Below are 24104 nucleotides of genomic sequence, written 5' to 3'. Positions count from 1 at the left end.
CATTATTGATGGGCGCAGTGGCCTATGATCCGAAGGTCGTGACGATTTGGAACGGCTTTAAGGAATATTTTCTGCGCAACGGATTGGATTTCGACTATGTGTTGTTTTCCAACTACGAGCGGCAGGTGCAGGCGCATTTCGACGGATTGATTCACGTTGCTTGGAATTCTCCGCTGGCGTGGATTCAATCTGAGCAGATCGCGAAAGCGACGGGCCGCCATGCCGTGGCGGTGATGATGCGCGACACCGATTGCGATTTGACGTCGGTGGTGATCGTGCGCCGCAACGAAGGTTACAAGAATATCGGTGACCTGCGCGGAAAGCGAGTGGCCGTAGGGGCCAAAGATTCTCCGCAGGCGACGCTGATTCCGCTCAAAGAATTCGTAAATGCGGGGCTTGAGCCGGACGAGGACTTCAAGGTCGTGCCGTTTGACGTGTTGGTTGGATTGCACGGCGATCACGTCGGCGGCGAACGTGACGCGGCGATTGCTTTGGCAAACGGCGACGCGGATGCAGCCTGCGTGCTCGAAGCGAACTACGCGATGTTTGAACAGGACGGAACGCTGAAGCCGGACAGCACGAAGGTATTAGCAAGAACGCCGCTGTTCGATCACTGCAATTTCACGGTGTTGGACGGCGCGCCGACCAAGGACATCGCGAGGTTCTGCGAACTGTTGCAGGATATGAAGTACGAAGATCCGGAACTCAGGCCGCTGCTCGACATGGAGGGTTTGAAGCAATGGAAAGTCGGGCGCTTGAAAGGCTACGAGGCGCTCTCGCATGCGATCGACCATTTCGGGACGATTGAAGAATTTGTGGAGAGTGCGGGAGCGCGGTGTCGGTGAGGCAAGCCGGTCATTGAATAAAATCAAAGCGGCCCAACCTTATGGTTGGGCCGCTTTCCTGTTCATCGTGTCCGAGACTATTGCATCAAGTATTGATGTTGATTTTCGTTGCGGAGGGTTGCTTGTAGCAAAACCCGTCTCGGCGGCACTCTAAGTTTTTCAGAGGGTCCTTCACTACATTCAGGATGACAAATCTCTGAAACTGTCGCGTCAGCTCAATCAGTCCAGCGGAACGCGGGTTACTTCATCAGAACGAGTTTTTGCGACGCGCTGAACGAACCTGCGGTCATGCGGGCGAAGTAAATGCCGCTCGACAAGCCATTGGCGTTGAACGAAACATTGTGTGAACCGGCATTGACCAAACCGTTGACCAATGTTGCAACTTCTCGGCCGGTGTTGTCGAACACGGTCAACGTGACGTGCGCGGCTTCGGGCAGCGAGTAGCTAAGGCTGGTGTTCGGGTTGAAGGGATTCGGATAGGCGGGGTTCAGCGCGAACTCGACAGGCATCGTGCTGGCGGCACCGGGCGTGGCCGAAGCAGTGGCGAGTTCATTGCGCTCGCCGTTTTGCGACACAGAAACCAGCGAGTAGTTGTACGTCGTGTTGTTCTCGACGTTCTGATCAACCCAAGCATAATTGAATCCGTTGGCGCCGTTGCCTTGGCTTTCGACGGAAGCGATCATCGTGCCGCTACGGAAGATTTCGAAGTGGTCGTTGTTGGTTTCGGTCAGGGTGTTCCAGTTCAAGGTCACGACACGGTCACCGGCGAAGGCATCAAAGCTGCCGAACTCGACGGGGAGAATCTGGTCACAGTAAGCAGAGTAGATCGTCACGCTGCCGCTGACTTCGTTGGAAACGATCAGGAGCGGCATGCCGTTCGGCGAGTCAATCGCATCTACAAACGTAACGCCTTCGGGACCCAACTCGACAACGGCATCCAAAGAAGCAGGCGTGCCGTCGACAACCGCGCTGAAATCGCGTGAGGTGAAGTAGTCAACATAGTAGGGATGCGCGGGGCTGGTAATGTCATAAACCATGACGCCGCCGACGCGCTCGAGACCGATAAAGGCAAACCAGCGACCGCAGACATTGGCGACCGTTACACCTTCGGGTTCGGGGCCCTTGTCGTCAGAGCGAGAATCGAACGACTGATTGGCATCGTTAGTGGAATTGAAATCGTTCGGGAGCATGGAAGCCAAACGAACTTCAAACTCATCGCCGCTGTCAAAGACCTGATTGCCGTTTTCATCCCAGATGGAAAACGAGCGGCCGCCGAAGCAATAGATTTCATCGTAGTCGCCGTCATTGTCAATGTCGCCCATCGAGGTGGTCACTTTCAAGCGGCCGATGTTCGCGTTGTCGCGCAGCGTGCTGGCATTGGGGAAAGCCGTGGGATCAAGCGGCAGATCTCCGCGCACGCGTCCTTCTTCGGAAAAACCGGAGTAGTCACGGGAGTCGCCTTCGTTGGCGGTCACGAGATAGGTCACACCGTTGACTGCGTAGGAAGCGATGCCGTCCGGCTCGTACATACCGAAGACCGGCCAGTTGTTGATGTGAATCGCCGGTCCGCCCGAGCCGTTGTCACGGTCACTGGGATCGAGAGCGTTGCCGGGCAAGCTGTGATCTTTGTAGCCAAGCGGAAGCAGATTGGTCACGGTCGCCGTAGCGATGTCAACGACGGCAATTGCGTTGTTCTCCTGCAGAGTGACATAAGCCGTCGTCGAAGAAGAATTGAGAGCGATATACTCGGGCTCAAAGTCCATCGCGGCATTCGCGCCGGGTCCGTAGATACGGATTCCTTGCGCACGCAAAGCCGCTTCCTGACCGACATAAGCAGCAAAGCTCGCCGTGGCAACGGAAGCGCCAACTACGCCGCCCGAAATATCGACAACGGTGATGCTGCCTTCGGGATCGACCGTATAGTCGTCATTGGGTTCGGCTTCGTTGGCCGTTAAGACATAGTGATTGTCGTGCGTGAAGGTGATCATATCCGGTTGGGCACCGCACGTGTAGTGCGAAAGATAGTTGCCATTCGTGTCCCAGAAAACGATCACTCCGGGGTCAGTCTTGGGCGCGGCTTGAGCACAGGCGGCGACGATGCCATTGTGGACGTCCACGCTGTTGATTTCGGCGCCGCCGTAAGCCGCGGCGGACAGCGAAAACAGCAAAGTGGGGGCTGCGGGATTACTGAGATCCAACACTAAAACGGTACCAGCGGCAGCGCTGATTACGAACAAGCGCTGGGAAGCCGCATCGTAAGCCGAGATTTCGCAAGCGCTGGCATCAAAAATACCAGTTTGATACTGTCCGAGCAAACTGAAGTTGGGAGCCACCGCAAGTGCGGAGTTCAAAGTAGCCATCAAAGCGAGGCCAAGCATAGCAAAGCGGATCAAACGGTTCATCAGATCTTTCTCCTTAGTTACATATCAAGTGGTGAAGCAGGCAAGTATAAGGAGTTCACATTATTGGTTCGTTAGTGGGCAAAAGAGAATTATTAGGAACTTGTAAGCATAATTTATCAATATCAACAATATTAAAGAGATACGTATTTAGTATTACTGAGCCAGCATTTTTCAAGGAGGCATCGTCAGAACAGGGAAACGGAAGTCCGGAAACTGCAATGCGAGGCATAGCAGGGCATGTTACGATAAGTATGGACACGTTGCAAAGGTTGCTTGAGTAGCCAGAGAAAGAACGACGCAGGCAACAACAGAGCGAATTGTCAACTCTCAACTTAGGACAAGACGAGTGAAGACACCGTGCATGATTTGCTCCTCCGCGAAATCGTAAGTCGAGAATAGTACATTGAAATGATTTCGACACGGTCACATCGTCACTTGCCAAGCGGCGAAAAAATGCTTATACTTTGGCCCACACGTTAACCAAACACTCTTGATAATAAAATATGCAACATAACGGAATCGGGAACGGAAAATCGTTGCTTAATGGAAATGGAAACGGCAATGGTCATGCGCACACAAACGGCAAGTTCTCTAAAAACAGCATAGAGGGATTGACGCCGACTCGCGAGAACTACTTACGCACACTATATCAACTCTCGCGTGGTACTGATGGAGTGCGCTTGACGGATCTTGCGCGTGCGGAAGGGGTTAGGCTTCCCACGGCACGTCATGCGGTGAACTGTTTGCGTGATTTGGGTTTAGCAAATCAAGAGAACTACGGCAAGATACAGTTGACGGCAAATGGGGAGCGTATTGGCCGGCAGATCTGCGATCGCTTTGATTTGACTCGCAAGTTTTTGATAGAAGTGCTTGGAGTTCATGCGGAAGCGGCAGAACGCGAAGCCTCCGTAATGGAACATCATTTGGAAGAGGACACGCTGGAACGCCTCGCTGCATTCGTGAAACATGTCACGAACTGTCCGGGAGGAGAATACGCGAGTCCTGATTGTTTGGTGAATTTGCGCGCATCGATGGATGAGAGACCGCAAATTCCGGCATAGTAGGCTGCAAAGAAGTGCACATAAAAACGGAGAGGGTTGCCTCTCCGTTTTCTCGTTTAGTTTTTCCCGGAGTGTGGGATGAAACGCCTCTCTATTTTGATTTCACTGTTGGTGATCGGCGCGGGTTTTCGGTTGTTTGTGATTGAGTTGCGACCGGCGGGTGCGATGCTGCTCGCACCGGACGAACCGGAGTATCTCGAGACGGCGCAAAACATATGGTTGGGCAACGGTTTCTCATTTCACGGAGAACCAACCGGTTACCGCGATATGCTCATGCCCTATGTGGCAGCGGGAGTGATGAACATCTTCGGTGATTTCAAGCCGATGTTCTATTTGCAACTGATTCTTAGTTTGCTGACGGGACTGTTCCTGTATTTTGTGGCGGCGAAGAGGTTTACCGAAGGAATTGCGTACGGCGTTTTGGCTGTGTGGATGCTCTATCCTGCGGCTGCGATTTTCTGTTCGTTGTTCTTGACGGAAACGATGTTCTTGTTCTTCTGGGTGTTGGCAATTTGGCTGCACGACCGACTTGAAGAACACGGATATACGATACGCGATTCACTATTGCTGGGTATCGTGTTAGGGTTACTATGCTTGACACGCGCGACGGGGACGATACTAATCGCGACGGTCTTTATTTACGTATTTTTGATCCGCTACGAAACGCCTCTCGTAGATCGCGCGCGGGCCGTATCGTTTGTGTTGATTGGCGCGCTGGTCATCATGCTGCCGTGGATGATCCGCAATCAAGTGACGATGGACAGGTTCTGGCTCAACACGAACGGCGGCATCAACGTGTTGATCGGTAACAACCCGTACGCGAATGGAGGCTATCTGTTCGACGAGCGGGTGGAGCAAATGATTCCGGCGGAGGCACACACGGAGGCCGCGCGCGACATTGCCGCCTCTCAGGCTGGGAAAGAATATGCGCAGGGTCATCTTCGAAAGACGTTTGCGATGTGGCCGACGAAGTTTGCGTATTTATGGTCGACGGATATGGCGATGCTGGCACACTTCGCACCCGTGCGCGGCTCGGAGTCGCTGGCCACCACATTGCATATGCAGCCGCTCGGAGCTTTGGTGTTGACCGCGATTCCGTTTGCGGTGTTGGTGATTTTGGGTTTGTGCGGATTCTATCTTGTTCGAAAATTTCCGGCGAGAGGATTTTTCATTTTGCAGTTGGCACTGGGAGCGGCGGCGGCTTTTGTTACCTATGGTTTGCCGCGCTACCACTATCCGCTGATGCCCGCCGTGATTATTGGAGCGGCGGCTTATGTAGAAAACCAACCGTGGGACGGCGCGCCACAGTGGAGACGGTTGCTGTTATTGCTTGCAATCGGCATGTTCATGGGAGTATGGACATTTGAAACGGTCAAGATCATCGGGTGGATGTAACGCAACAGCCTCTTTGAAGTAGAAATGCACAACACAGTTACTTATCCATATTTCTTGAAACTGTTGAAACTGTAGGAGCTTGCCGAGCACAAAGAAATTCATAGTTTGTTGTACAACACTATTGACAATCACCTCCCCCCCCCGGTATTATCTTATAGGTGCCCTCTGCGCAAATCCGCCCGAGGTAACCAGTTCAGGGGAGAACGATCATGAAGACTCTGTTGTTGTTGGGACTCATGTTAGGGTTGTATGCGTCAGTTTTTGCGCAGACTGAAGAAAGTATGTGTGTAAGTGTGACAAACGCCACCGCAAGCCACTGGGACAGTACGGACCACTTCATTCCATCCGGGCAGCAGATATCAAAGACATACTTTCACTACAAGTCACCGGACACAGACGGCGTTCGCGTGGACTGTTATCAGGTCAATGGAGATGGAAGTACAGGAACGAGGATCTGGACGGTAAACAACACTTTCTGCGGGTGCGGGTCTTCCTCGACAATTGTCAGTCATCCCATATCGGGGAACCAAACCATAAGACTGCGAGTCTATCGCACGAATTGTCCGGGGTATTCAATCAGCGGTGGGACATCAAAAGTTCATTTCTACACGAGCGCGACAGCCGCAAGCTGTCCGCCGCAATGCCAGATTCAGTAGGGTGACTGGCGTGTCAAGAGTGGCCATTGCCTTGATATTTGCGAGCATAGCAGCCAATGCCGCGCTGATTCGTGTCCCGCAAGATGCGCCCACGATTCAGGGTGCCATTGATCTCGCGCAGGTACGTGATACGGTTATGATCGACTCGGGTAGATACGTTGAATCCGTTGAAGTACCATCGCGCGGCCTAACATTATGCAGCTCGTTTATTTTGTCAGGCGACACCAATGATATTCAGGGTTGCGTATGGCAAGGGGTCAACAACGGCGACGATTCACTGCGGTGCATAAGCAGCGATGCTGTATCTGGAAACGATCCAACCCTTCACATTATTGGCATCCGCTTTGTGAACTCGGGTACATATTTTCTCGATGAAGGCGGTGCAATAAGAATCTTCCTTCAAGACGCTGAAATCGAGCATTGCCGTTTCGATTCTTGTTATGCCGGGTATGGCGGCGCAATAGCAGTCCGACTTGGAAGTGCGGTAATTTCGAACTGCACGTTTTCAAATTGCGGACAGCTTCGGTTGGCCTCGGTATTGCGAGTTCGAGAAGGCAGGGTGCTAATGGACACCTGTGTGGTCGAGAATGACACAACCTTCGAAGACATTTTCGAAACTCCAGTGTTGTTTTGGGTGCAGGCAAGTAACTTAACGGTCCGCAACACAGTTTTTCGCAACATTGGGTACTACCCATACGAATGGGGCGGAACATTTGTTTATGGATCAAAACCGCCCGACTCCGTTGAGTTTATCGGATGTGAGGCTTACGACAACCACATTGAAGTCATGGTGTCCGACGGCGGACTTCCCATCAGGTACCTGCGAATCGACAGTTGTCACTTCCACGACAACATTTTGACTCAAGCCTTATACGACCAAAGCAGTTTCGACTCGCTAACGACATTCCAAGCAATTGGCAATGTGTTTGAATCATTTGCGCCGTACGCCCGAGCACAGATGCATGGACTCTTTGCTTTGGACACCGCATCGCAGAATGAAACGCGCGTGGAATTCAACTTGGTGCAAGACATCCACGGTGGTCACACTTCTTTTTGCAGCATTTTCGGAAACAGCCATAGACAGCGAACCGTAAAACGAAACTTCATCCTCGACAACTCCAATCACTCTGTTACGTGGCCGCCCTCAGGTCAAGTGCTGACTCTTGGCGACGGCGACAGGGAGCTTGAAGAGAACATTTTTGCGGGCAATATTGGCTACGCGGTCTATCAGGGCCCCATCAACGCAACGTCTTACGCGCAGCGAAATTACTGGAATCATGCAACGGGACCATACGATTCCGTGGGCAATCCGGGGGGGCAAGGAGATACTGTTGAGTGGAGAATTCAGTATGAGCCGTGGGAAGAAGATACGAGCTTTTTCGAATCAGCAACAGAACCGCGAGTTACCGTTGAGGTACCAGAGAGTTTCATCGAAAACAGCTATCCAAATCCGTTCAATGGAAACGTGACGATTGAGTTTGTGGTGCGGAGGCAGCAGGAGATTGTGCTGGATATTTTTGACTTGACAGGGCAGAAAGTAATCACGCTCTTTTCGGGGAGAATAAATGCGGGGGTGCATGTTCGAGTGTGGCAACCGGAAACGCAGGCGAGCGGTGTCTATTTTGCAAGACTTGCAGGTGGGGATGGTGCGAAGTCCACGGCGAAATTGATGTACTTGAAATAAGATGTTGTTGTAAAAGGAAAGCGCCGCTTCGGTTGAAGCGGCGCTTTTTGTTTTTGTTTGGTCTTGCCGGCACGCCGGCAGGCAACCTATATCTTCGACAGTGCGTGATCGAGATCGGAGATCAGGTCGTCGACTTCTTCGATGCCGACGGAAAGTCTGATCAGATTGTCGGTGATTCCGGCATGTTTGCGGGCTTCTGGTGTCATGGACGCGTGTGTCATCGACGCCGGATGCTGAATCAACGAATCCACACAACCAAGACTCACGGCTAATGTGTGCAAATGGACATTGTTCAGCACACGGGTGGAAGCGGCATAGTCGCCGTCGATCTCAAACGAAATCATACCGCCGGGCAACCGCATTTGCTTGTTGGCCAAGTGATGCTGCGGAAATCCGGGCAAGCCGGGATAGTAGACATGCTTGATGCGCGGATGTTTGACGAGCCATTCGGCAATGGCTTGCGCGTTGCTGCAATGTTTTTCCATGCGCAACGGAAGAGTTTTCATACCCATGTTCAGAAGCCACGTGTCAAACGGCGACGGACACGCGCCGGTATCTTTCATTGTATGATAAAGCTCTTCCTTGATCCACTCATGGCGGGTCGTGAGTGAACCTCCGATCAGCGCACCGTGTCCTGAGAGATACTTGGTCGTGCTGTGCATCACGACGTCAGCGCCCATCGACAGCGGCTGCTGCAGATAGGGTGTCGCAAAAGTGTTGTCCACGGCCACGACGATATTCGGATTGACCGCGCGGACGATGCTGATCGTTTCGGCAATGTCCGTGATCTCCAACAAGGGATTGGTCGGAGTTTCAAAGAAGATCATCTTGGCGTTAGGATTGTCCGCAATCGCCTGTTTAACTTCTTCGGGTTTGCCGGTATCGACAATCACGGACTTCACGCCGTATCTGGGCAGCATCGTTTCAAAGAAATCGTCGGTCGACCCGTACAACGTTTCTCCTCGCAGCAATGTGTCGCCGGGATGCAACAGCGCGAAGGAAAGCGAAGCGATCGCCGCCATGCCAGACGAATAGAGCAGCGAAGCGATACAGCACTCGGGATCGGCCAGTTTTACGTCGCGGCCTTCGAGCGCATTGAGTTTGGCTTCGGCGACGACTACGGTGGGATTACCGAGCCGCGTATAGATGTAGCCTGACGAACGTCTGGCAAATAGATCGGCACCTTCTTCAGCATTGTCGAACGTGAATGTTGAAGTTGCAAAGATCGCATTTGTGTGACTTTTGAGTTTCGGCTGGCCGACCTTTTCACCCGCATGCAGACAGCGGGTACCGAAACCGTAGCGCAAATAGAACGCCTCGATGGCGTTACGAAGTTTAGAGTCTTCCATAAGGGCAAATATGAAATATGAAGTATGAAATATGAAAGAAACGGACAGAAATATTTAGTGAATCAAGCCGTTTGATTTTTGCGTGTTTGCTCCAATTCATCGAGAAACTCCACGGCTCGCCGCATATGCGGAACTACTATCGAACCGCCAACCACGAGGCTGACGGAAAAAATGTCGAAAAACTCTTTGACGGTCACGCCGAGTTTGTGGCACTCGAGCACATGATACTTGATACAGTCGTCGCAACGCAGAACCATTGAAGCCGTGAGTCCGAGCATTTCTTTAGTCTTGCGATCGAGCGCGCCGTCATGATACGTCAAAGTATCGACGCTGTAGAAGCGCTTGATGGGCTGATGGTTCTCGGCCAAAATGCGTTCGTTCATGCGCGCGCGATAGGATTCAAATTCGGACAGAAGGGACATATAACTATTGTTATTCGCAAATACTGCGGATTCGATAGAATCTGCGTGACAGGGAGAAGCCGATAGGATCTTGCCAAAACGTCTCGGTGGTCGTGGCGACGGCTTCGTACGGGCCTTGACCATTTGTGGCTTGCTCAATCAAGTAGTAGTCGGCCTCGGGGACTCCTTCCCAATCCAGAAACGGCAGACCCCCGACATCGAAGATTTTTAAAGTTGACGGTTCAGGGCAAGGTTCAAGTAAGGGCAGAATCTCAATACTGAAGTCTCCATACTGATTCAGTGCCGTTCCTTCTACCATAATATAGTACGTTTGAGCCTGAAGTCCAAATACGGGCAAATCGGCTCCCTGCAGGCAACTTCCGGTTTGGGAATCGTCCAAGAAACCTGACACACAACTTTCGAGCACTTGTACCCGCGCGTCGAAAAACTCCGAACAGACTTGAATAAACAAGTCTCCCGGTGTCGCCAAAGTCAGTTGATAATACACGTCGGGTGCGGCGGTTCCGGCCTCGCTGCCGCAGCCGTATGTCGAAGACTCGTCGTAGTAGGGAAAGAACGTCACTTGTCGGGCCGAAGAGCAGAGATCGTGCAGTCCAGCCCCGACAAACTGACATGTGACGGAGAGCGAGTAATCTCCGGGTGGATTATTGTGAGAGTCCACGACTTGCAGGTAGCAACGCCGTTCTTGCGGAAAGAAAACCCCAAGCGAGGAATAGGTGCCGGGGCCGCCGTCGTCGTTTAGGGCAAGCAGATTGTACGTGGAGTCGTACAACAAAACAAAAGTATTCGCGTCGTTTTCACAAGCGAAAGTTCGAAAGTAGGTCGAATCGCCGCCGGGAACAACGAGAGTGAAGAAATCGCCTTGGTTGGGTAAGCTGCTTGCGCACAGGACTGTGTCGCCGCACTCAATTTCATTAGCTTCCGCAAAACTGTTGTTGGGTTCTTGCTCGCTCACGACACGAGCTAATACCGAAGACGAGAAAATCGTCATCGATAAAGCAAAGAGAATCAGTGCTACTTTAGCAGCGTGAGTTTGGTTTGAGCTTGCCATTTTCCGGCTCGTAGAGTGGCGAAGTAGGTTCCGCTGGCGAAGGTGCTTGCATTCCATTCTACGGAATGTTCGCCCGCGGAGAGTTTGGTGTTTAGTAAGTTTACGACTTCGCGGCCTTGAATGTCTGTAATCTTTAGAGAGACCAATTGCTCAGAAGGCAGCGCGAAGCTGATCGTCGAGGTTGGGTTGAATGGGTTTGGGTACGCGGGATAAATAGTGAAGTCTCGCGGCAGGACATCTTGTTCATCAGTAGCCAAGTCTGCGGGGATCAAGAGCGGAATCAAGATTGGACTGTTTTGGCTCACATCATCGTGATACACCAGCAAAGTATCCAATTCAACCAAGTGTGGCGAACCGATTGAAGGTCCAATCAAAGTGATTGTGTCTGACACGAAAGGCATCAGCAAGTCGGGCGTAGCTGCCAGTTCTATTGAAGTTCCCATCAAGAAGAGCACACTATCAATGTTTAGAACAACCGTACCGAGATTCGTTAAAGGACGATAGCGGGTACGATCCTCAAAAGAAAATTCAATTTGAGACATGGAAACTGCGATGCGCGGAGCGCCAAATTCAGGAAACACACCCGCACCAGGTCCACCGTAGCAACCGATGTCGTTGCGAGTGGTATCGGAGTCATTCCACTGTGGATCGGGACTACCCGCATCAATACATGTGGACATTGATTCAAGGTAGAGATTCTGCGCCGTGAAAAGTGGGTAGTTGCTGATGTTGTCCGTACCATTCAAGCCGCCTTCAACACAACAATAGTCCAAATGAATGTTGCTTGAGTTGCCGCCGACTTGCTGCGAACCGCTGTTGGCATGATTGCCCCAGAGGATGTTTCCGTGGCCGCTAAGAGTGCCTGCATACAGTCGAATACCGCCGCCGCTCTGAATGCTTTCGTTGCCGACAATAGTATTGTTGATAACCGTGTTGGTGTGGCCGGCTCCTCCGAACCACAATCCGCCGCCGCCGTAGGCGTTGCCGCCGCTGTTTTCAGCGACGACGTTGTTGCGAATGTCGCCGTCTGCAAAAAATCCGACGACTCCTCCGCCGTATCTTCCGGAATTGCTCAGGATGATGTTGTTATGAATGCGCGGAGCGCAATAACCGTAGCGAATACCGCCGCCGCCGGAGCTTGTGGCTCCGGGAGTTGTGCGCGTAGCTTGATTATTCACGATCACATTAAACGCAATCAGCGGATAGGAATTCTCGATGATGATTCCGCCGCCCTCGACATAGAACAAGTTGTCATCTTGATCACGAAACTTCGTGCCGGTGCCGCCGGTGATTGTAAAACCAATCAAGGCCGTAGTCGAGTCTTCACCGTTGATAATTCGCACCACTGAACCCGAGTCGGGGTATTCCGGTTCGGAGCCGTCGAGAATTGTGTTGTGAATGTGAGCGACGTCCTCGTCCAGCAAATAGTGGCTGGCCACGACGATATTGCGGCCGCGGAAGTCAATGTTCTCGACATAGTGACCGTCCGCAACCAACACGGTGTCGCCATCGCCGCACGCGAGAATCGCTTCCTGCACCGTTTCAAATTCTGCAGGAACATTGCGGACAAGCGCATGGGTCACGCCTGTTAGGAAGAAGAAGGTGAAGACGATTCGGGCAAACATGAATTGCTCCTTGCTCGGTTGTGGGAATTCCGGGACCCACCTTTTCAAGATACGGAGCCAAAGTTAACTTGCAACTCAGACAAGCAACAAAGGCGACCTTTCGGCCGCCTTTGAACATGTGGTCAGTGCGCGTTTTACTTACGAGCGAAGGACTTGTCAACCTTGCTCGAATTTCCGCGCGATGACTTTGAGGACGACTTCGCGGAAGACTTGGACGATGACTTGCTGCGAGTCGTGGAGCTGACTCGTGTTTTCTCGGAGGTTCGAGTCTTTTCAACGCGAACTTTGTTCACGCCTTTTTCGCTCTTGCGAGTTTCAGGCTTGGTCACTTCAGTCCGAGGCTTGACAATCCGGGAGTCGTAATCTCCTTTGACAATTCCGCCACGTGAATCGTTGCGGGAGTCGTCGCTTCCATAGTTATTGCCGCCACCTGAGTCGCGGCGCCCTCCGCGTTGGTCATAGTCTCCGCCGCGATCATGATCACGGTCGCGGCCGTGGTCCCTGTCCCGGTCTCTTCCATGGTCCGGATGCCACGTCCGGTGAGTGTAGTGGTCGTTGTAACAGCCAACATACCACGGGCGGTAGTGAACATAAGTCGGACGGTAGCAGTGCCAGAACGTTCCACCGAAAACAAAGTGAATACTAAACAGGGAGCGTGTGGGCCGCCACGCCGTTTCGCAATAGTCTCTGTCCGACCAGCGCGGGAAACCGTTGCTGTCGCATAGATCGTAGCAAAAATCGCGGCCGCGGATTTCACCGGCATAACAATAATCTTCTTCGTAATCCATCCATGCGACGATGCTCACATACGAGCCGCTATAGAGACGGTAGTCGCGGTCATCCCAATACCATGCCGGACCGAGATGTACGCGGAACATGGTGCCGCAATCATCACGCACATAGGCGATTTGTCCGCGAATGGACTCGACATAGCCTTCGATGCGGATGCGGGCGAGATCATCGTCGCGGTATCTTGCTTGCGCTGCCGTTGCAATCACGAGCATACACAGCAAGCTTGTGAGTAGTACAGCTTTCTTCATCGTTGTTCTCCTTCAGACATAAGTTCCGAGCTGTGTGTTATTGCGCGCGAGGGCAAGTGCCGTCGCGCAAGCGCTTGTGCTGTCGCGGGCCGAACTGTTGATCAGGGGCTTGGTTCGGATCGAACTGTCTCTGACGAAAACGCATATCCTGTCTTGGGCCGAAGGTGCCATCAGGGTTTGGACCCGGTCCATTATTGGGATTGCGGAATTGCATATGGCGAGGACCCTGCGGGTTAGGTCCCATGGGGTGGCCGGGGCCCATCATAGGGCCGGGGCCACCTTGAGGACCGGGACCCATTTGCGGGCCAAAGTTCTCATTGCGGAAATTCTGGCGATGCATACGAGCCATATCACGATGGCGCATGGCCTGACGTTCGAATTTGTTTGCCATTTTTCTGTGTTTCATGGATTTGCGAAGCTCTTGACGATCTTGGCGAACGCATTCTCCGCGAGTGCAGCGCTTGGAGGTTTTCCAGCCGTCTGTGTCATACCGTGATTCTGCGTAGAGCGGTCCAGCGATTAGGAGGCCGCTGAGGGCTGTAATGATAAGTAGTTGGGTTCTCATGGTCCCCTTCCTTTCAATTGGGTTTCTGTAGTTTGGACAAACTCAAGCCGCGAGAGGTTTAATGGACTTCGTGTCCTCTCCTGATCGACTGGCAATTCGAAAGCAAGCATAAGGTCCTAAGAATGGGAAGTTATGCGACGGTATGGTCGCGGGATATTATTGCAATGTGCAGGAAAATAGATGCACTTAAGTGAAAATAGCGTAAATTAGGTTAGGTGGACGGGTCCCACTCACGAAAGGTGTCGGTGAGGAAGAGGAAATGGATTATTCAATCAGTCAGGTCCTGTTTGATTGGCTTAGCCGAAAACGGCTGGTCTCGGCGGTGGCGCGCCGAATGGGAATGAACGAAAGCACATTGTTGTCACAATTGCGGCCTTCAACGCATACCGCGAAATTTGCCGCGGACGATTTGATACCGTTATTCAATGCAATTCGCGATGCGGGATACGGAGACGAGTTGGCCGGGATCTTGTGCGAGTACACGCAGCGGCTGACCGGAGACGTCAAACCGGGAAGCAGCAAAGCGGATTTGCAAAATCAGATGGTCCGGTTGATGGGCGCGATTGGAGTAATATCAAGCAAACTGAGCGACCAATCACGTCACTCAAGTGAACGGGACTTGGTAACTCTGCTAAACACTTTGCGAACGGAAGTTCTGCCGATTATCGTCCAACTTGAGAACGATCTCGGAGACCGGCTTCTCAGAGCAAGAAAAGGGGAAGGCGAACCTGGATTTGAAAGCGGAGGTCTTGCTTTAGAGCATTGATAGAACGGTTGGATCGGACGTTGGGCACGGCACGCAGGATATTCTCGGAAACATTTTTCTTGGAGACCGCGGTTCACTCGAGTGATTCGAGTGAACGGAGTTTGCATTTTAGGCAAGCCCCGCCGATCTGATGGAACTCTACCAGATTACATATTACTTTGGCCTTATCGCGGCGCTCTACCTGTGCTGGAATCTCGGGCCTCTGTTCTATTCATATATCTTGTGGCAAATCCTGACGGACGTTCTGCTTGACGTAGGTTGGCTTGCGCACGGGGACATGCGCATGAAGTGGGCCACGATTATGTGGTTGGACGGAATTTGGATATTGATACTGGCGAACATCTTTAGGTCCCGTGTTGAAGCGATCTTGGTGTCCGCACTGGTGATGATTGCCGTGGTGGTGGGGGTGTATCCAAGTTTGACTGCGAATGCTGACACGTGGCCGCGATGGGTGGAGTTGACCACGGAGATTCTGCGGGCGTGGGCCGTTATCAACTTCACGGTCATTTCTTTTGTCATCGTCAAGACGCTTTATCACTGGAAGGTGAAACACCGACCGAATGATCTTGTGGTGAATCCACGAAGAAGATTTTTGTTGCCGATGTGGGCATTCTCCGCGATCATTGCCATGCCGATGGGCTGGATACCGTGGCAGCATGCGTGGTTTGAAGCGCACAGATTCCCAATCGCCGCACATTTTCAGGCGTGGGGATGGGTATTGGTGGAACTAAAATTCTACCTGCAAGCGAGGTCATGGAAAAAGAGATTCGGGAAAACATAAGCATGAAGCACCCCGCTCAGACGAGCGGGGCGCTATGTTTTTAATAGGGTTAGAGAGGTGCGAGTGGCAAATCCCAAAGGAATGAAGTAATTTGGCGGGTTGCGCGTTTAACTGATTGTATGACCGAGGCACTACCCAACACCATGGCCAGCCAGCGCGAAGCCCGCATAGTGACCGCCGTTCAAACGTACGGCCGCCGCTTGATGGGGTTTATCCGACAGCGCGTGCGCGGCGACGAAGCCGAAGACCTGATGCAGGACGTGTGGCTGCAGCTTGCGCGCGTGGGTGATTTGGATCAGATCGAAGAACTCGGCGCGTGGCTGTATCAAGTGGCGCGCTCGAAGATTATCGACCGGTCGCGGAAGAAACGCGCGCTGACGATGAGTGAGTTGGATATTATTCATGAAGACGAATACACACTTGAAGAGTTGTTGTTTGTCGAAACGAAAACGCCCCAAGATGAAACTCTGCGCAGGCTGCTGTGGGAAGAGTTTGAGATCGCGGTCAGCGAGTTGCCTTCGGAACAACGCAGCGCTTTTGTCCAGAATGAAATCGAAGGCCTGACGTTTGACGAAATGTCAAAGAAGACAGGCGTGAATTTGAAGACGCTGATTTCGCGCAAACGCTACGCGGTGCAGAAACTTCGAGCGCGGATGGAACACGTGCGCCGGGATTTTCTGGGCGAATAGAAAAGACTAATCTGGAGCATAAATAAATGAGACGACCATTTCTTTTTCCGTTGGGCATGCTTGGCTTCGCACTTTTGGCCGCGCTGGCCGTGATGCTGTTGTGGAATATGATTTTGCCGAACCTATTTCATGTCGGCGAAATCGGATATTGGCAAGCGCTGGGAATTTTGGCGTTATCGAAGATTCTGTTCGGGGGATACCACGGCTGTTCGAGCAGAAGCTGCGGGCCGTCGAGGCTGCACCACATGAGTTCAGAAGACCGCGAGAAATTACGCGATCACTGGCGGAGCCGCTGTGGTGGGGATGCGGAACCCCCGGCATCGGACGCGAAGTGAAGCAAACAAAGCGCCCCGCTCGATGAGCGGGGCGTTTCGTTTTCAGAAATTGCGTATCGCGAAATTAGTCTAAGCGATTCAGGAAATCCTTGAGCACGGGGATGAAGACATGGTCGCGGGCCGATTGCAACGGGTGATTCGTGTCGGCTAAGACTGCAAGCTGCGCGTTGGGCAGGTTGTCATAGAGATCGTACGCTTCGGTGACGGGGACCAGCTCATCGCGGTCGCCGACGCTGACCAAAACGGGGATTTTGAAATCTTCGAGTTCGAAGGGAGTCAGGCCGGTGTCGGGAAGGTTGGTGACCATTTTGGAGAGCCACGGCATCAAGGAGTCGAGATTCTCGCCGTGAATCGCGCGGAGTTTTTCGAGACGCTCGGGTTTGTTTTCTTGCTGCCATTCGATATCGAGTTCGGCAGCCATGTTCTCGGCTTCTTCACCCGACCAATAGAACTTTGTGCCGTGCATCCAGATCGCCAAAACGCGCGACGGATTTTTCAGCGCGTAGTGCAGCGCCGCATAGCCGCCCATCGAGTAGCCGAAGATTACGGCAGGCTCGGTTTTGAGATGCTTAAACAGCGCATCGAGTTCTTCGACAAGCACGCGGAACGTGAACGATTTGGTCATTTCAGATTGCGCATGGCCGGGCCAATCGACGGCGATGACCGTGTAGCCCATGTCGGCGATCGTCTGCATGTACGGGCCCCATTCGGCCTCAATGGAGCCGAGCATCGAGGGCAGCAGCACAATGGGCGGGCCGTTGCCGATGGAAGTGTGTTTAAGCATGGTTGGGTTCTATTGTGTGAAAAGAAAAAACGTTTTTGAAGACGAGCCGTACGAATTTAACATCTTCTATTACTTCCCTGCCACTGGCAGGGGTTCTTGACGAGAAATCCGAGAGCAACGGCCGGAGGCCGACGGTAGAAGTGTTAAAAAGATTCAGATTCCGGCCGGGTTGCAGCGGCCTTAACCCGGCTCGGCGGGAATTTTTCAGATTCCGGCGGGGAACCGCGCTGACGCGCTTAATCCCCACTCGGCGAAAAGCCAAAAAATCTACTACTTCCCTGCCTCTGGCAGGGGCTTTGACGAGAAATCCGAGAGTGACGGCCGGAGGCCGACGGTAGTAGATTGTCGCACGGGTGGATTGCCATCCACCCCTACAGTCCCGCGCTGACTTCGTCGAGGGATTCTAATTCTTCTAACGACAGGCGCTTGTCAGCGGCGCCGAGCGAATCGAGTAGTTGCTCAATCGAAGTTGCGCCGATAATCGGGCTGGTGATGAAATCTTTCGAGAGCATCCAGACCAAAGATGTTTGCGTCATCGTCTCGCCGCGCTGGGTGGCGATGTGCGCGAGCGTCTCGAGCGTGCGAATCACCTGCGGCGTGAGTTTTTCCTGCGCGCGGCCGTTGATCGTGTGACGACTGTCCGCCGGACCTTCTTCATTGGGTCTATACTTGCCAGTCAAGAGCCCGCCTTCTAATGGCGAATAGGGAATCACTCCGACTTCGTCTTCGAGACAATAGGGCGCGAGTTCTTTTTCAACATCGCGGCGGCAGATCAAATTGTATTTGGGCTGCGTCGAAACAAACTCGGGCAGACCATGATTAGCCGCATATGCATTGGCTTTCGCATGCAGCCACGCGGGGAAATTCGACAGCCCGAGATAGCGGACTTTGCCCTGCTTGACCAATTCGCCCATCGCTTCGACGGTCTCTTCGATGGGGGTGTCTTCATCGGGATAGTGACACTGGTAGAGATCGATGTGATCGACTTTCAGACGACGCAGCGAGTCTTCGCACGCTTTGATGATGTGCATGCGCGAGAGACCTTCGCCGGAGGGACCGTCCCACATACGGCCGCGAACTTTGGTGGCGAGCACGACGTCATAACGTGATTTGGTTTGAAGCCAACTACCGACGAACTCTTCGGAGACGCCGCCGGGATTTCCTTCGACCCAACGCGAGTAAATATCCGCCGTGTCAATCAGGGTGATGCCGTGATCGAACGCGACGTCGAGAATTTGATGTGATTCCGGTTCGTCATTGCGCCAGCCCATGGTCATGGTGCCGAGCGCGAGTTCGGAGACGTGGAGTCCGGATTTGCCTAATCTTCTGGTTTCCATAAAGTCCTATGCTCATGTCATCCTGAACGTAGTCAAGGACCCCTCAGAGAGGTTCTTCAGGTTTCTACGAAACCTTCAGAATGACAAAAAAACTACTTTTTTCTTGGGTCGTTATAGACGTTGCCTTTGCGCGGGGGATCAGTCGCAGGACGCACATCGGGCATGGGGCTGTCTTTGAATTGCGGCGCAAGGTCTTCGTTGATCTTGGCCCATTGCGGCGACAGATCAGGATCGTCGATGATGGCTTCAACGGGGCACTCGGGGACGCACGCGCCGCAGTCGATGCAAAGTTCGGGGTCAATCACGGCAAAGACTTCGCCTTGGTATTCTGCCGGGTAGATACAATAGACCGGGCAGACCTGCATACAGGAGGCGTAGCGTTCGCCGAGACATTTGTCGGTAATAACGAAAGTCACGAGGCAATCTCCATCGTGCCATCGCGGGTCTGGAGACTCACGAAGGCGATATTCTCGTCCGCCGTTGTGGGTGTCAACACCCGCAATGGCAGCACCAAGCTGTTAATAATAAATAAGAAGCGGGCAGTTTCCTGTCCGCTTTGCGGTGGCCCATTGACCACTCAGAATATGGGTAATTTCGGGGTAAGATGCAAGGAAAAACAGGAGTTAGGGGGTGAGGCCGCCGGGTGACGGTTCGCAGTCCTGTTTCCAAGAGAGAGGCATCACTACTTCAGAAGCACGATTTTTTGGGTGGAAAAGACGGAATTTTTCAGAGCATCGCCAATATTGACGAAGTAGATGCCACTCGGGAGGGAGTTTGCATCGATTAGAAATTCCTGATGTCCGAGCACGGGGCCGTGATGAATCTCGCGGACTCGTTGACCGAGGATGTTGATCAATTCGATGGACGCGATGAAAGAACCGGGAGCATCGAGCGCGATGCGAGTCGTGCTGTTGAAAGGATTGGGATAGACGGAGAAAGAAAAGTCTCGCGGGAGCTCGAGGGGAGGAACCGCGCTGAACAGCGAGTCTTCATACCACGGGAAAACCAACACGGAATCTGAAACTTCGTCGCCCAATCCGTGCGGATTGTTGATGGCATTGTACGGTCCCGTCGGATCACCCCAGTAGTTGTAGCGGGCGTCGCAAAAGCCGTCTGTGGACAGAGCAAAATTTGTATTAATGAAAATATTGTCGCGCGCGATGACGTAACCGCTGTGCATCGCAAGCGTGGGCCCATCGCCTTCGATATTGATGAAACGGTTGTGATCGAGATAAACGGTCGAAAGATCGTTGCTCGGACTTTGAACACACTTTCCCGCCCCGGGAGCCGAGCAGTTGACGAAAGTATTGCCGCGAATCGTGACGACGCTGGGTCCGTTCGAGCTGCTGCAGCTCCACAGCAGTCCCGCCCTTCCGTAATCTTCAGCAGTCGAGGTGACATTCTCAAAGAGATTGTTCTCGATCAACATGTCGCGAGAGCAATTACGACTGATAAAGAACACCGAGTGTGCCACGATGGAATTGCGAAAGATGCAGTTGCGAACAGTCGGATTAACGTAGCCGGCATCAATCATCGGCCAATTGGGGCTGTTGCCGTTTTGGAAGATGCAGGATTCGAGCAGCAAATCGCCGAGCGGAATCATCGCATATTTGCGCAGGCTGTCAAAGGTGCAGTGTGAAAACACGGAACCGCTGTCGGGCCGCATGCCGTAGTTTTCAAAGTAGCAGTTCTCAGCCACAATGCGAGCCCATTCGCCGGCCACCGTTGCACCCGGGCAATCCACGAATTGGCAACTGCCCATAGTCAAGAGCATGAATCCGCTCACGTAAAGTCCGGCATTGGTCGAATCGAAGGTGCAATTCCGAAACGAGGCCGCGATTGCATTCAGTATCACGCCGCCGTCTGTTGTAACGGGCCGCGGGTACATCGCGGATCGATTGCGGAACACAAAGTTTTCGATTTGGCAATTGGGACCGTTCCAGACCAGACAGCTCGTCGTCGTTGGATCAGGCAGGGTCGACGGATCAACAACCGGCCGAAGTGAATCCACGGCAGACTCGCCCAACAAAGCGAATGAGACATCCGGAGTAACCAGCGCTTCCCCATAGGTGCCCGAAGCTACTAACACCGTGTCCGAATCCTGAACGACATTCAGTGCAGCTTGGATCGTCGCATATTCCGTCGGAACGTGCAGGATAGTTGCGTATGAGGCAGCGCAAAACGACAGTGCCGCCAGCGAGGAGATGAAGAGCTTATTCATAGCCATACGATACTGCGGAAAGCCGGGGAAGTCAATATGCCAGACTTTTTCTCAAGAAAAAGAGCCGCGAGGTGGTCGCGGCTCTTTGATATCTATAGACATAGGAATGATAGGTCCCGCGAAACGCGGAGCTGGGCAAAGATATTCCAAGAAGCAACTTGAGTGCTCATGGAAATGAAAAAGGCTACCTAAGAAGAGTAACTTTCTGAGTGGATAAGGCGAATCTTTGAACAACGTCGTGGATAGAAACGAAGTAGATGCCGCTGGGGAAGTTTTCGGCATTGAGAGAAAATTCCTGGTAGCCGATCACAGGCCCATGATAGATCGCTTTCACACGCCGGCCGAGAATGTTGATGAGCTCAATGGACGCAAAAAATGCATTAGGAGCATTGAGCGCGATACGAGTTGTGCCATTGAAAGGATTGGGATAGACAGAGAAGGAAAAGTCGAGCGGAAACTCATTTGGAAATCTCACTGCATCTACAAAGAACAATGTGTCAATATACCACGAATCAAAAACGACAGAGTTTGAGACCTCGTCACCATGACCATCAGGATTATGAATCATGTTATGTGGACCCGTGCTGTCGCCCCAGTAGTTCAAGCGGGCATCACAGGAGTAAACGGAAGCAAGGGCATAGCCATTGTTGATGAATACATTTTGCCGGAAAACCGAACCCTGAGAGTTGAGAGACACGGCAGAGCCGCTGCCAAAGTTGTCGATGAAACGGTTGTGCTCAAAAACCATACTCGCAGTATCATTGCCTGTGCGAAAGCACTTGCCGCCGTTGTTGCCACCACAATGCGTGAACGTGTTGCCCCGCAGTGTTACCATACTCCCCGCAATATTTTCGGTGCAGCCGTAGCTTATGGTTCCTCCTGCTTGTGCGTGCGGAGCGATGTCCAAGAATAGGTTGTCCTCGATCAATAGATCCGCGCTGCAATCTCTGATAAATCCTAATGCAAACAAAGAGGGATTACATTCCATGAAAGTGCATCCAACGATTTCGCCGCTCACATTGGGTCCTTCAATTGTGGACAATCCAATCGCATCATGATGGCGGAAGATGGAGTTTTCGATATGTGCGTGGTCAGATATGTGAAGAGCGAAGCTTGTCGAAATGCTGTCAAAAACGCACTCGAAGAACTCAGAACTTGGTCCACTTGAGACTCCGCGAGAGTCGAAGCGGCAAGCTCTTGAAACGAGTTGGGCGAACGCAGTAGAAACGGAAAGAGTAACGCAATCTGTAAATTCACACTCATCAAGGAATAATGAAACTGAGGAAGAAGAAAAAAGTCCAGTTGAAGCCGAGTCGAACAGGCAGTTTCGCAAAACACACGAATCTCCCGAAACGACAACGCCGCCTTGATCGGGCGGCGTGTGCGGAAACATCTCGGGGCCGTTCTTGAACGTGAAGTTCTCGACAATCACATGGGAACCATTCAAATGAAAACAGCTCAGTGTGTTTGCATTAGGCAATAAGGAGGGGTTGATTACTGGGCGCAGAATGTCGGACGAGTCACCGGCGATTTCACCGATGAGGGCGAAGGGCATACTTGGGGATACAACAGTTTCCTCATAAGACCCGGGTGCAACGAGAACAGTATCATTCGGGACAATATTTTCAAGAGCAGCCTGAATTGACTGAAAGTCCTGCGGCACACGAACAGTTGCTGCAAATACAGAATGGACAAGGGTGGCTAATATAGCAAGCAAGCAAAACATGCGCAATTAGTTACAGCTTGCGTCATGATAACGAAGTGTCGCGCGAAGTTTGCAAGCTTGATTGCATATAGTGCAGTCTTCGTTGTCACAATTCGTGAAACAGGCGTACAAAGTGTAGGCCAGCCCAGTTTTCAGCAAAACCTGACCACCTTGGTCACAGCTCGATACGTGGCAATCGTTATTGGCACAATCCTGATGATGTACACTTGTTAAGTAGGTGGCACCTTGGAAAACCCATGCACAACCTTGACATTTTCTGCAGTCATCGTTTGGGCAATCCCAATCAAGATCGATGCAGAAGCAAGAATCACAAGGTACTGTAAAGTTTGTAGTGGGACAACCAGTATATGTACCACAGAACGGATTTGACAAACAAGTTTCCACGGCGATTGTTACTGGAGTGAAATCACACTGCCCGGGCGTAGGCTGGGCGAAACTCGCAACAACCGAAAGCGACATCACTAAAAACAAAAAAAAACAGCTTCATAACTGGCCACCTTTCTTTTCGTTGTAATATGTACCCATCATATTAAATCATAGTGGATTAAAATCTTTATGTCAATATGCCAGACTTTTTCTCAAGAAAAAGAGCCGCGAGGGAAATCGCGGCTCTTGCGTTTTCAGCAGCTTGGCAGGTTGACCCCCCTTTTATCCCCCCGGAAGACCGGGGGGAAATGAGAGTCCAGAAGCCCCCCTTAGTCCCCCCAAAACTGCTACGCAGATTTTGGGGGGAGATCAGAGAGAGTATTATTCTTTGCCGCGCTTTTTCAGTTCTTTGTCGATCCAGTACGTGGAAGACGGGCTGTCTTTGAGGTCCGTCAGCTTTTGCAGGATCGAACCTGCGGTGGCTTCTTCTTCGAGCTGTTCGTCGATGAACCAGTGGAGCATCACCTGCGAACGATAGCATTTTTCGGACAGCGCCATCGCATAGCAATCGTGAATGTTCTTTGAAATCTTTTGCTCATGCTTCAGAGAAGCCTTGAACACGTCGATGGGGCTCTTGATGCTGAGCTTGGGCTGCGGGATGCCGGACAGAATGACTTCGTGACCGTTGTCAATCAGGAAGTCATGAATCTTCATGGCGTGCTCGCGCTCTTCTTCGGCCTGATGGGTCATCCAGCTATAAAACCCTTCAAGGTTGGCGGCCTTGGACCATGCCGCGAGCTGCAAATACACGTATTCGCTTTCGAGTTCGTGATTGACCTGATCATTCAGGATTTCGTACATTTTCTTGGAAAGCATATTGTCTCCGAAAGTTGTAGTTCAAGCAGGAGAAACTCCTGCAAACGGTAAGTGATGAATAAGCAACGGGACTCAAGCGGTCATTTTTCGCGCCTGCTCGCCCGTTCTATTTCCTAACGCCCGAGGGC

At 52.2% G+C, this 24104-nt stretch carries 22 protein-coding genes; 9 read left to right on the top strand and 13 right to left on the bottom strand.

What is annotated here, in order from left to right; translation table 11 throughout:
* Window positions 1-8 precede the first annotated feature (8 nt).
* A complete protein-coding gene (locus tag H6507_09085; GenBank protein MCB9369245.1) occupies window positions 9-845 on the top strand; it encodes a PhnD/SsuA/transferrin family substrate-binding protein in 837 nt (278 codons plus the stop codon).
* Between the two features lie 239 nt (window positions 846-1084).
* Here H6507_09085 and H6507_09080 read toward each other — a convergent pair whose 3' ends face one another.
* Window positions 1085-3247 (bottom strand): T9SS type A sorting domain-containing protein, encoded by a 2163-nt coding sequence (locus tag H6507_09080; GenBank protein MCB9369244.1) that lies wholly within the window; start codon window positions 3245-3247, stop codon window positions 1085-1087.
* A 503-nt stretch (window positions 3248-3750) separates the two neighbouring features.
* Here H6507_09080 and H6507_09075 point away from each other — a divergent pair.
* The 4 genes from H6507_09075 to H6507_09060 all read left to right on the top strand — a co-directional run bounded on the left by H6507_09075 (window position 3751) and on the right by H6507_09060 (window position 8043).
* On the top strand, window positions 3751-4308 hold the full coding sequence (locus H6507_09075) for a metal-dependent transcriptional regulator (GenBank protein MCB9369243.1): 558 nt from the start codon (window positions 3751-3753) through the stop codon (window positions 4306-4308).
* A gap of 78 nt (window positions 4309-4386) precedes the next feature.
* Window positions 4387-5703: a glycosyltransferase family 39 protein gene (locus tag H6507_09070; protein ID MCB9369242.1), complete on the top strand. Its 1317-nt coding sequence runs from the start codon at window positions 4387-4389 to the stop codon at window positions 5701-5703.
* Window positions 5704-5912: 209 nt separating this feature from the next.
* Entirely contained in the window at window positions 5913-6359 is a 447-nt protein-coding gene (locus H6507_09065) for a hypothetical protein (GenBank protein MCB9369241.1), read from the top strand.
* Between the two features lies 1 nt (window position 6360).
* Window positions 6361-8043, top strand: coding sequence for a T9SS type A sorting domain-containing protein (locus tag H6507_09060; protein ID MCB9369240.1), 1683 nt, complete (start codon window positions 6361-6363; stop codon window positions 8041-8043).
* Window positions 8044-8129: 86 nt separating this feature from the next.
* Here the strand turns inward: H6507_09060 and H6507_09055 are convergent, their stop codons facing one another.
* From H6507_09055 to H6507_09030, 6 genes are all read right to left on the bottom strand, one after another.
* Window positions 8130-9392: a PLP-dependent transferase gene (locus H6507_09055; GenBank protein ID MCB9369239.1), complete on the bottom strand. Its 1263-nt coding sequence runs from the start codon at window positions 9390-9392 to the stop codon at window positions 8130-8132.
* A gap of 62 nt (window positions 9393-9454) precedes the next feature.
* Window positions 9455-9814 carry a carboxymuconolactone decarboxylase family protein gene (locus tag H6507_09050; GenBank protein ID MCB9369238.1) on the bottom strand — a complete coding sequence of 120 codons (360 nt, stop codon included), beginning with the start codon at window positions 9812-9814 and terminating at the stop codon, window positions 9455-9457.
* Between the two features lie 10 nt (window positions 9815-9824).
* Window positions 9825-10865, bottom strand: coding sequence for a hypothetical protein (locus tag H6507_09045; GenBank protein ID MCB9369237.1), 1041 nt, complete (start codon window positions 10863-10865; stop codon window positions 9825-9827).
* Window positions 10829-12490 (bottom strand): T9SS type A sorting domain-containing protein, encoded by a 1662-nt coding sequence (locus tag H6507_09040; protein MCB9369236.1) that lies wholly within the window; start codon window positions 12488-12490, stop codon window positions 10829-10831. The genes H6507_09045 and H6507_09040 overlap by 37 nt, the downstream gene beginning before the upstream one ends.
* A gap of 134 nt (window positions 12491-12624) precedes the next feature.
* Entirely contained in the window at window positions 12625-13530 is a 906-nt protein-coding gene (locus H6507_09035) for a hypothetical protein (GenBank protein ID MCB9369235.1), read from the bottom strand.
* A 37-nt stretch (window positions 13531-13567) separates the two neighbouring features.
* Window positions 13568-14095 (bottom strand): hypothetical protein, encoded by a 528-nt coding sequence (locus H6507_09030; protein ID MCB9369234.1) that lies wholly within the window; start codon window positions 14093-14095, stop codon window positions 13568-13570.
* A 259-nt stretch (window positions 14096-14354) separates the two neighbouring features.
* Here H6507_09030 and H6507_09025 point away from each other — a divergent pair, with 259 nt between their 5' ends.
* The 4 genes from H6507_09025 (at window position 14355) to H6507_09010 (ending at window position 16666) form a co-directional block, all read left to right on the top strand.
* The gene (locus tag H6507_09025; protein MCB9369233.1) at window positions 14355-14861 is read left to right on the top strand and encodes a hypothetical protein; all 507 of its coding nucleotides are present in this window, start codon (window positions 14355-14357) and stop codon (window positions 14859-14861) included.
* Window positions 14862-14991: 130 nt separating this feature from the next.
* Window positions 14992-15642, top strand: a complete 651-nt coding sequence (locus H6507_09020; protein ID MCB9369232.1) for a hypothetical protein — start codon at window positions 14992-14994, stop codon at window positions 15640-15642.
* Window positions 15643-15785: 143 nt separating this feature from the next.
* Window positions 15786-16331, top strand: a complete 546-nt coding sequence (locus H6507_09015; GenBank protein ID MCB9369231.1) for an RNA polymerase sigma factor — start codon at window positions 15786-15788, stop codon at window positions 16329-16331.
* 26 nt (window positions 16332-16357) lie between these two features.
* Window positions 16358-16666 carry a hypothetical protein gene (locus H6507_09010; GenBank protein ID MCB9369230.1) on the top strand — a complete coding sequence of 103 codons (309 nt, stop codon included), beginning with the start codon at window positions 16358-16360 and terminating at the stop codon, window positions 16664-16666.
* 64 nt (window positions 16667-16730) lie between these two features.
* On the opposite strand, the gene H6507_09005 is transcribed toward H6507_09010, so the two are convergent.
* From H6507_09005 to H6507_08980, 6 genes are all read right to left on the bottom strand, one after another.
* Window positions 16731-17450, bottom strand: coding sequence for an alpha/beta fold hydrolase (locus tag H6507_09005; protein ID MCB9369229.1), 720 nt, complete (start codon window positions 17448-17450; stop codon window positions 16731-16733).
* A gap of 371 nt (window positions 17451-17821) precedes the next feature.
* Window positions 17822-18787: an aldo/keto reductase gene (locus tag H6507_09000; GenBank protein MCB9369228.1), complete on the bottom strand. Its 966-nt coding sequence runs from the start codon at window positions 18785-18787 to the stop codon at window positions 17822-17824.
* A gap of 92 nt (window positions 18788-18879) precedes the next feature.
* Window positions 18880-19203 carry a ferredoxin family protein gene (locus H6507_08995; protein ID MCB9369227.1) on the bottom strand — a complete coding sequence of 108 codons (324 nt, stop codon included), beginning with the start codon at window positions 19201-19203 and terminating at the stop codon, window positions 18880-18882.
* A gap of 266 nt (window positions 19204-19469) precedes the next feature.
* Window positions 19470-21014, bottom strand: a complete 1545-nt coding sequence (locus H6507_08990) for a right-handed parallel beta-helix repeat-containing protein (GenBank protein ID MCB9369226.1) — start codon at window positions 21012-21014, stop codon at window positions 19470-19472.
* A gap of 178 nt (window positions 21015-21192) precedes the next feature.
* On the bottom strand, window positions 21193-22563 hold the full coding sequence (locus H6507_08985; protein MCB9369225.1) for a right-handed parallel beta-helix repeat-containing protein: 1371 nt from the start codon (window positions 22561-22563) through the stop codon (window positions 21193-21195).
* A 918-nt stretch (window positions 22564-23481) separates the two neighbouring features.
* Entirely contained in the window at window positions 23482-23976 is a 495-nt protein-coding gene (locus tag H6507_08980) for a ferritin (protein MCB9369224.1), read from the bottom strand.
* Window positions 23977-24104: the final 128 nt, after the last annotated feature.

It is taken from the genome of Calditrichota bacterium (assembly GCA_020637445.1).
In the GTDB taxonomy this organism is placed as follows: Bacteria; Electryoneota; RPQS01; order RPQS01; family RPQS01; genus JABWCQ01.
The sequence above is the reverse complement of the archived record's forward strand: the minus strand, read 5'-3'. Positions and strand labels throughout refer to the sequence as shown.

Bases quoted from the DNA above. Each gene is read 5' to 3' on its own strand.
- H6507_09085 (MCB9369245.1), top strand. From the start codon at position 9: ATGGGCGCAGTGGCCTATGATCCGAAGGTCGTGACGATTTGGAACGGC.
- H6507_09010 (MCB9369230.1), top strand. From the start codon at position 16,358: ATGAGACGACCATTTCTTTTTCCGTTGGGCATGCTTGGCTTCGCACTT.
- H6507_09000 (MCB9369228.1), bottom strand. From the start codon at position 18,787: ATGGAAACCAGAAGATTAGGCAAATCCGGACTCCACGTCTCCGAACTC.
- H6507_09055 (MCB9369239.1), bottom strand. From the start codon at position 9,392: ATGGAAGACTCTAAACTTCGTAACGCCATCGAGGCGTTCTATTTGCGC.
- H6507_08985 (MCB9369225.1), bottom strand. From the start codon at position 22,563: ATGCCCTTCGCCCTCATCGGTGAAATCGCCGGTGACTCGTCCGACATT.
- H6507_09075 (MCB9369243.1), top strand. From the start codon at position 3,751: ATGCAACATAACGGAATCGGGAACGGAAAATCGTTGCTTAATGGAAAT.
- H6507_09030 (MCB9369234.1), bottom strand. From the start codon at position 14,095: ATGAGAACCCAACTACTTATCATTACAGCCCTCAGCGGCCTCCTAATC.
- H6507_09045 (MCB9369237.1), bottom strand. From the start codon at position 10,865: ATGGCAAGCTCAAACCAAACTCACGCTGCTAAAGTAGCACTGATTCTC.
- H6507_08990 (MCB9369226.1), bottom strand. From the start codon at position 21,014: ATGGCTATGAATAAGCTCTTCATCTCCTCGCTGGCGGCACTGTCGTTT.
- H6507_09065 (MCB9369241.1), top strand. From the start codon at position 5,913: ATGAAGACTCTGTTGTTGTTGGGACTCATGTTAGGGTTGTATGCGTCA.
- H6507_09070 (MCB9369242.1), top strand. From the start codon at position 4,387: ATGAAACGCCTCTCTATTTTGATTTCACTGTTGGTGATCGGCGCGGGT.
- H6507_09025 (MCB9369233.1), top strand. From the start codon at position 14,355: ATGGATTATTCAATCAGTCAGGTCCTGTTTGATTGGCTTAGCCGAAAA.
- H6507_09040 (MCB9369236.1), bottom strand. From the start codon at position 12,490: ATGTTTGCCCGAATCGTCTTCACCTTCTTCTTCCTAACAGGCGTGACC.
- H6507_09020 (MCB9369232.1), top strand. From the start codon at position 14,992: ATGGAACTCTACCAGATTACATATTACTTTGGCCTTATCGCGGCGCTC.
- H6507_09035 (MCB9369235.1), bottom strand. From the start codon at position 13,530: ATGAAGAAAGCTGTACTACTCACAAGCTTGCTGTGTATGCTCGTGATT.
- H6507_09050 (MCB9369238.1), bottom strand. From the start codon at position 9,814: ATGTCCCTTCTGTCCGAATTTGAATCCTATCGCGCGCGCATGAACGAA.
- H6507_09005 (MCB9369229.1), bottom strand. From the start codon at position 17,450: ATGCTTAAACACACTTCCATCGGCAACGGCCCGCCCATTGTGCTGCTG.
- H6507_09080 (MCB9369244.1), bottom strand. From the start codon at position 3,247: ATGAACCGTTTGATCCGCTTTGCTATGCTTGGCCTCGCTTTGATGGCT.
- H6507_08980 (MCB9369224.1), bottom strand. From the start codon at position 23,976: ATGCTTTCCAAGAAAATGTACGAAATCCTGAATGATCAGGTCAATCAC.
- H6507_09015 (MCB9369231.1), top strand. From the start codon at position 15,786: ATGGCCAGCCAGCGCGAAGCCCGCATAGTGACCGCCGTTCAAACGTAC.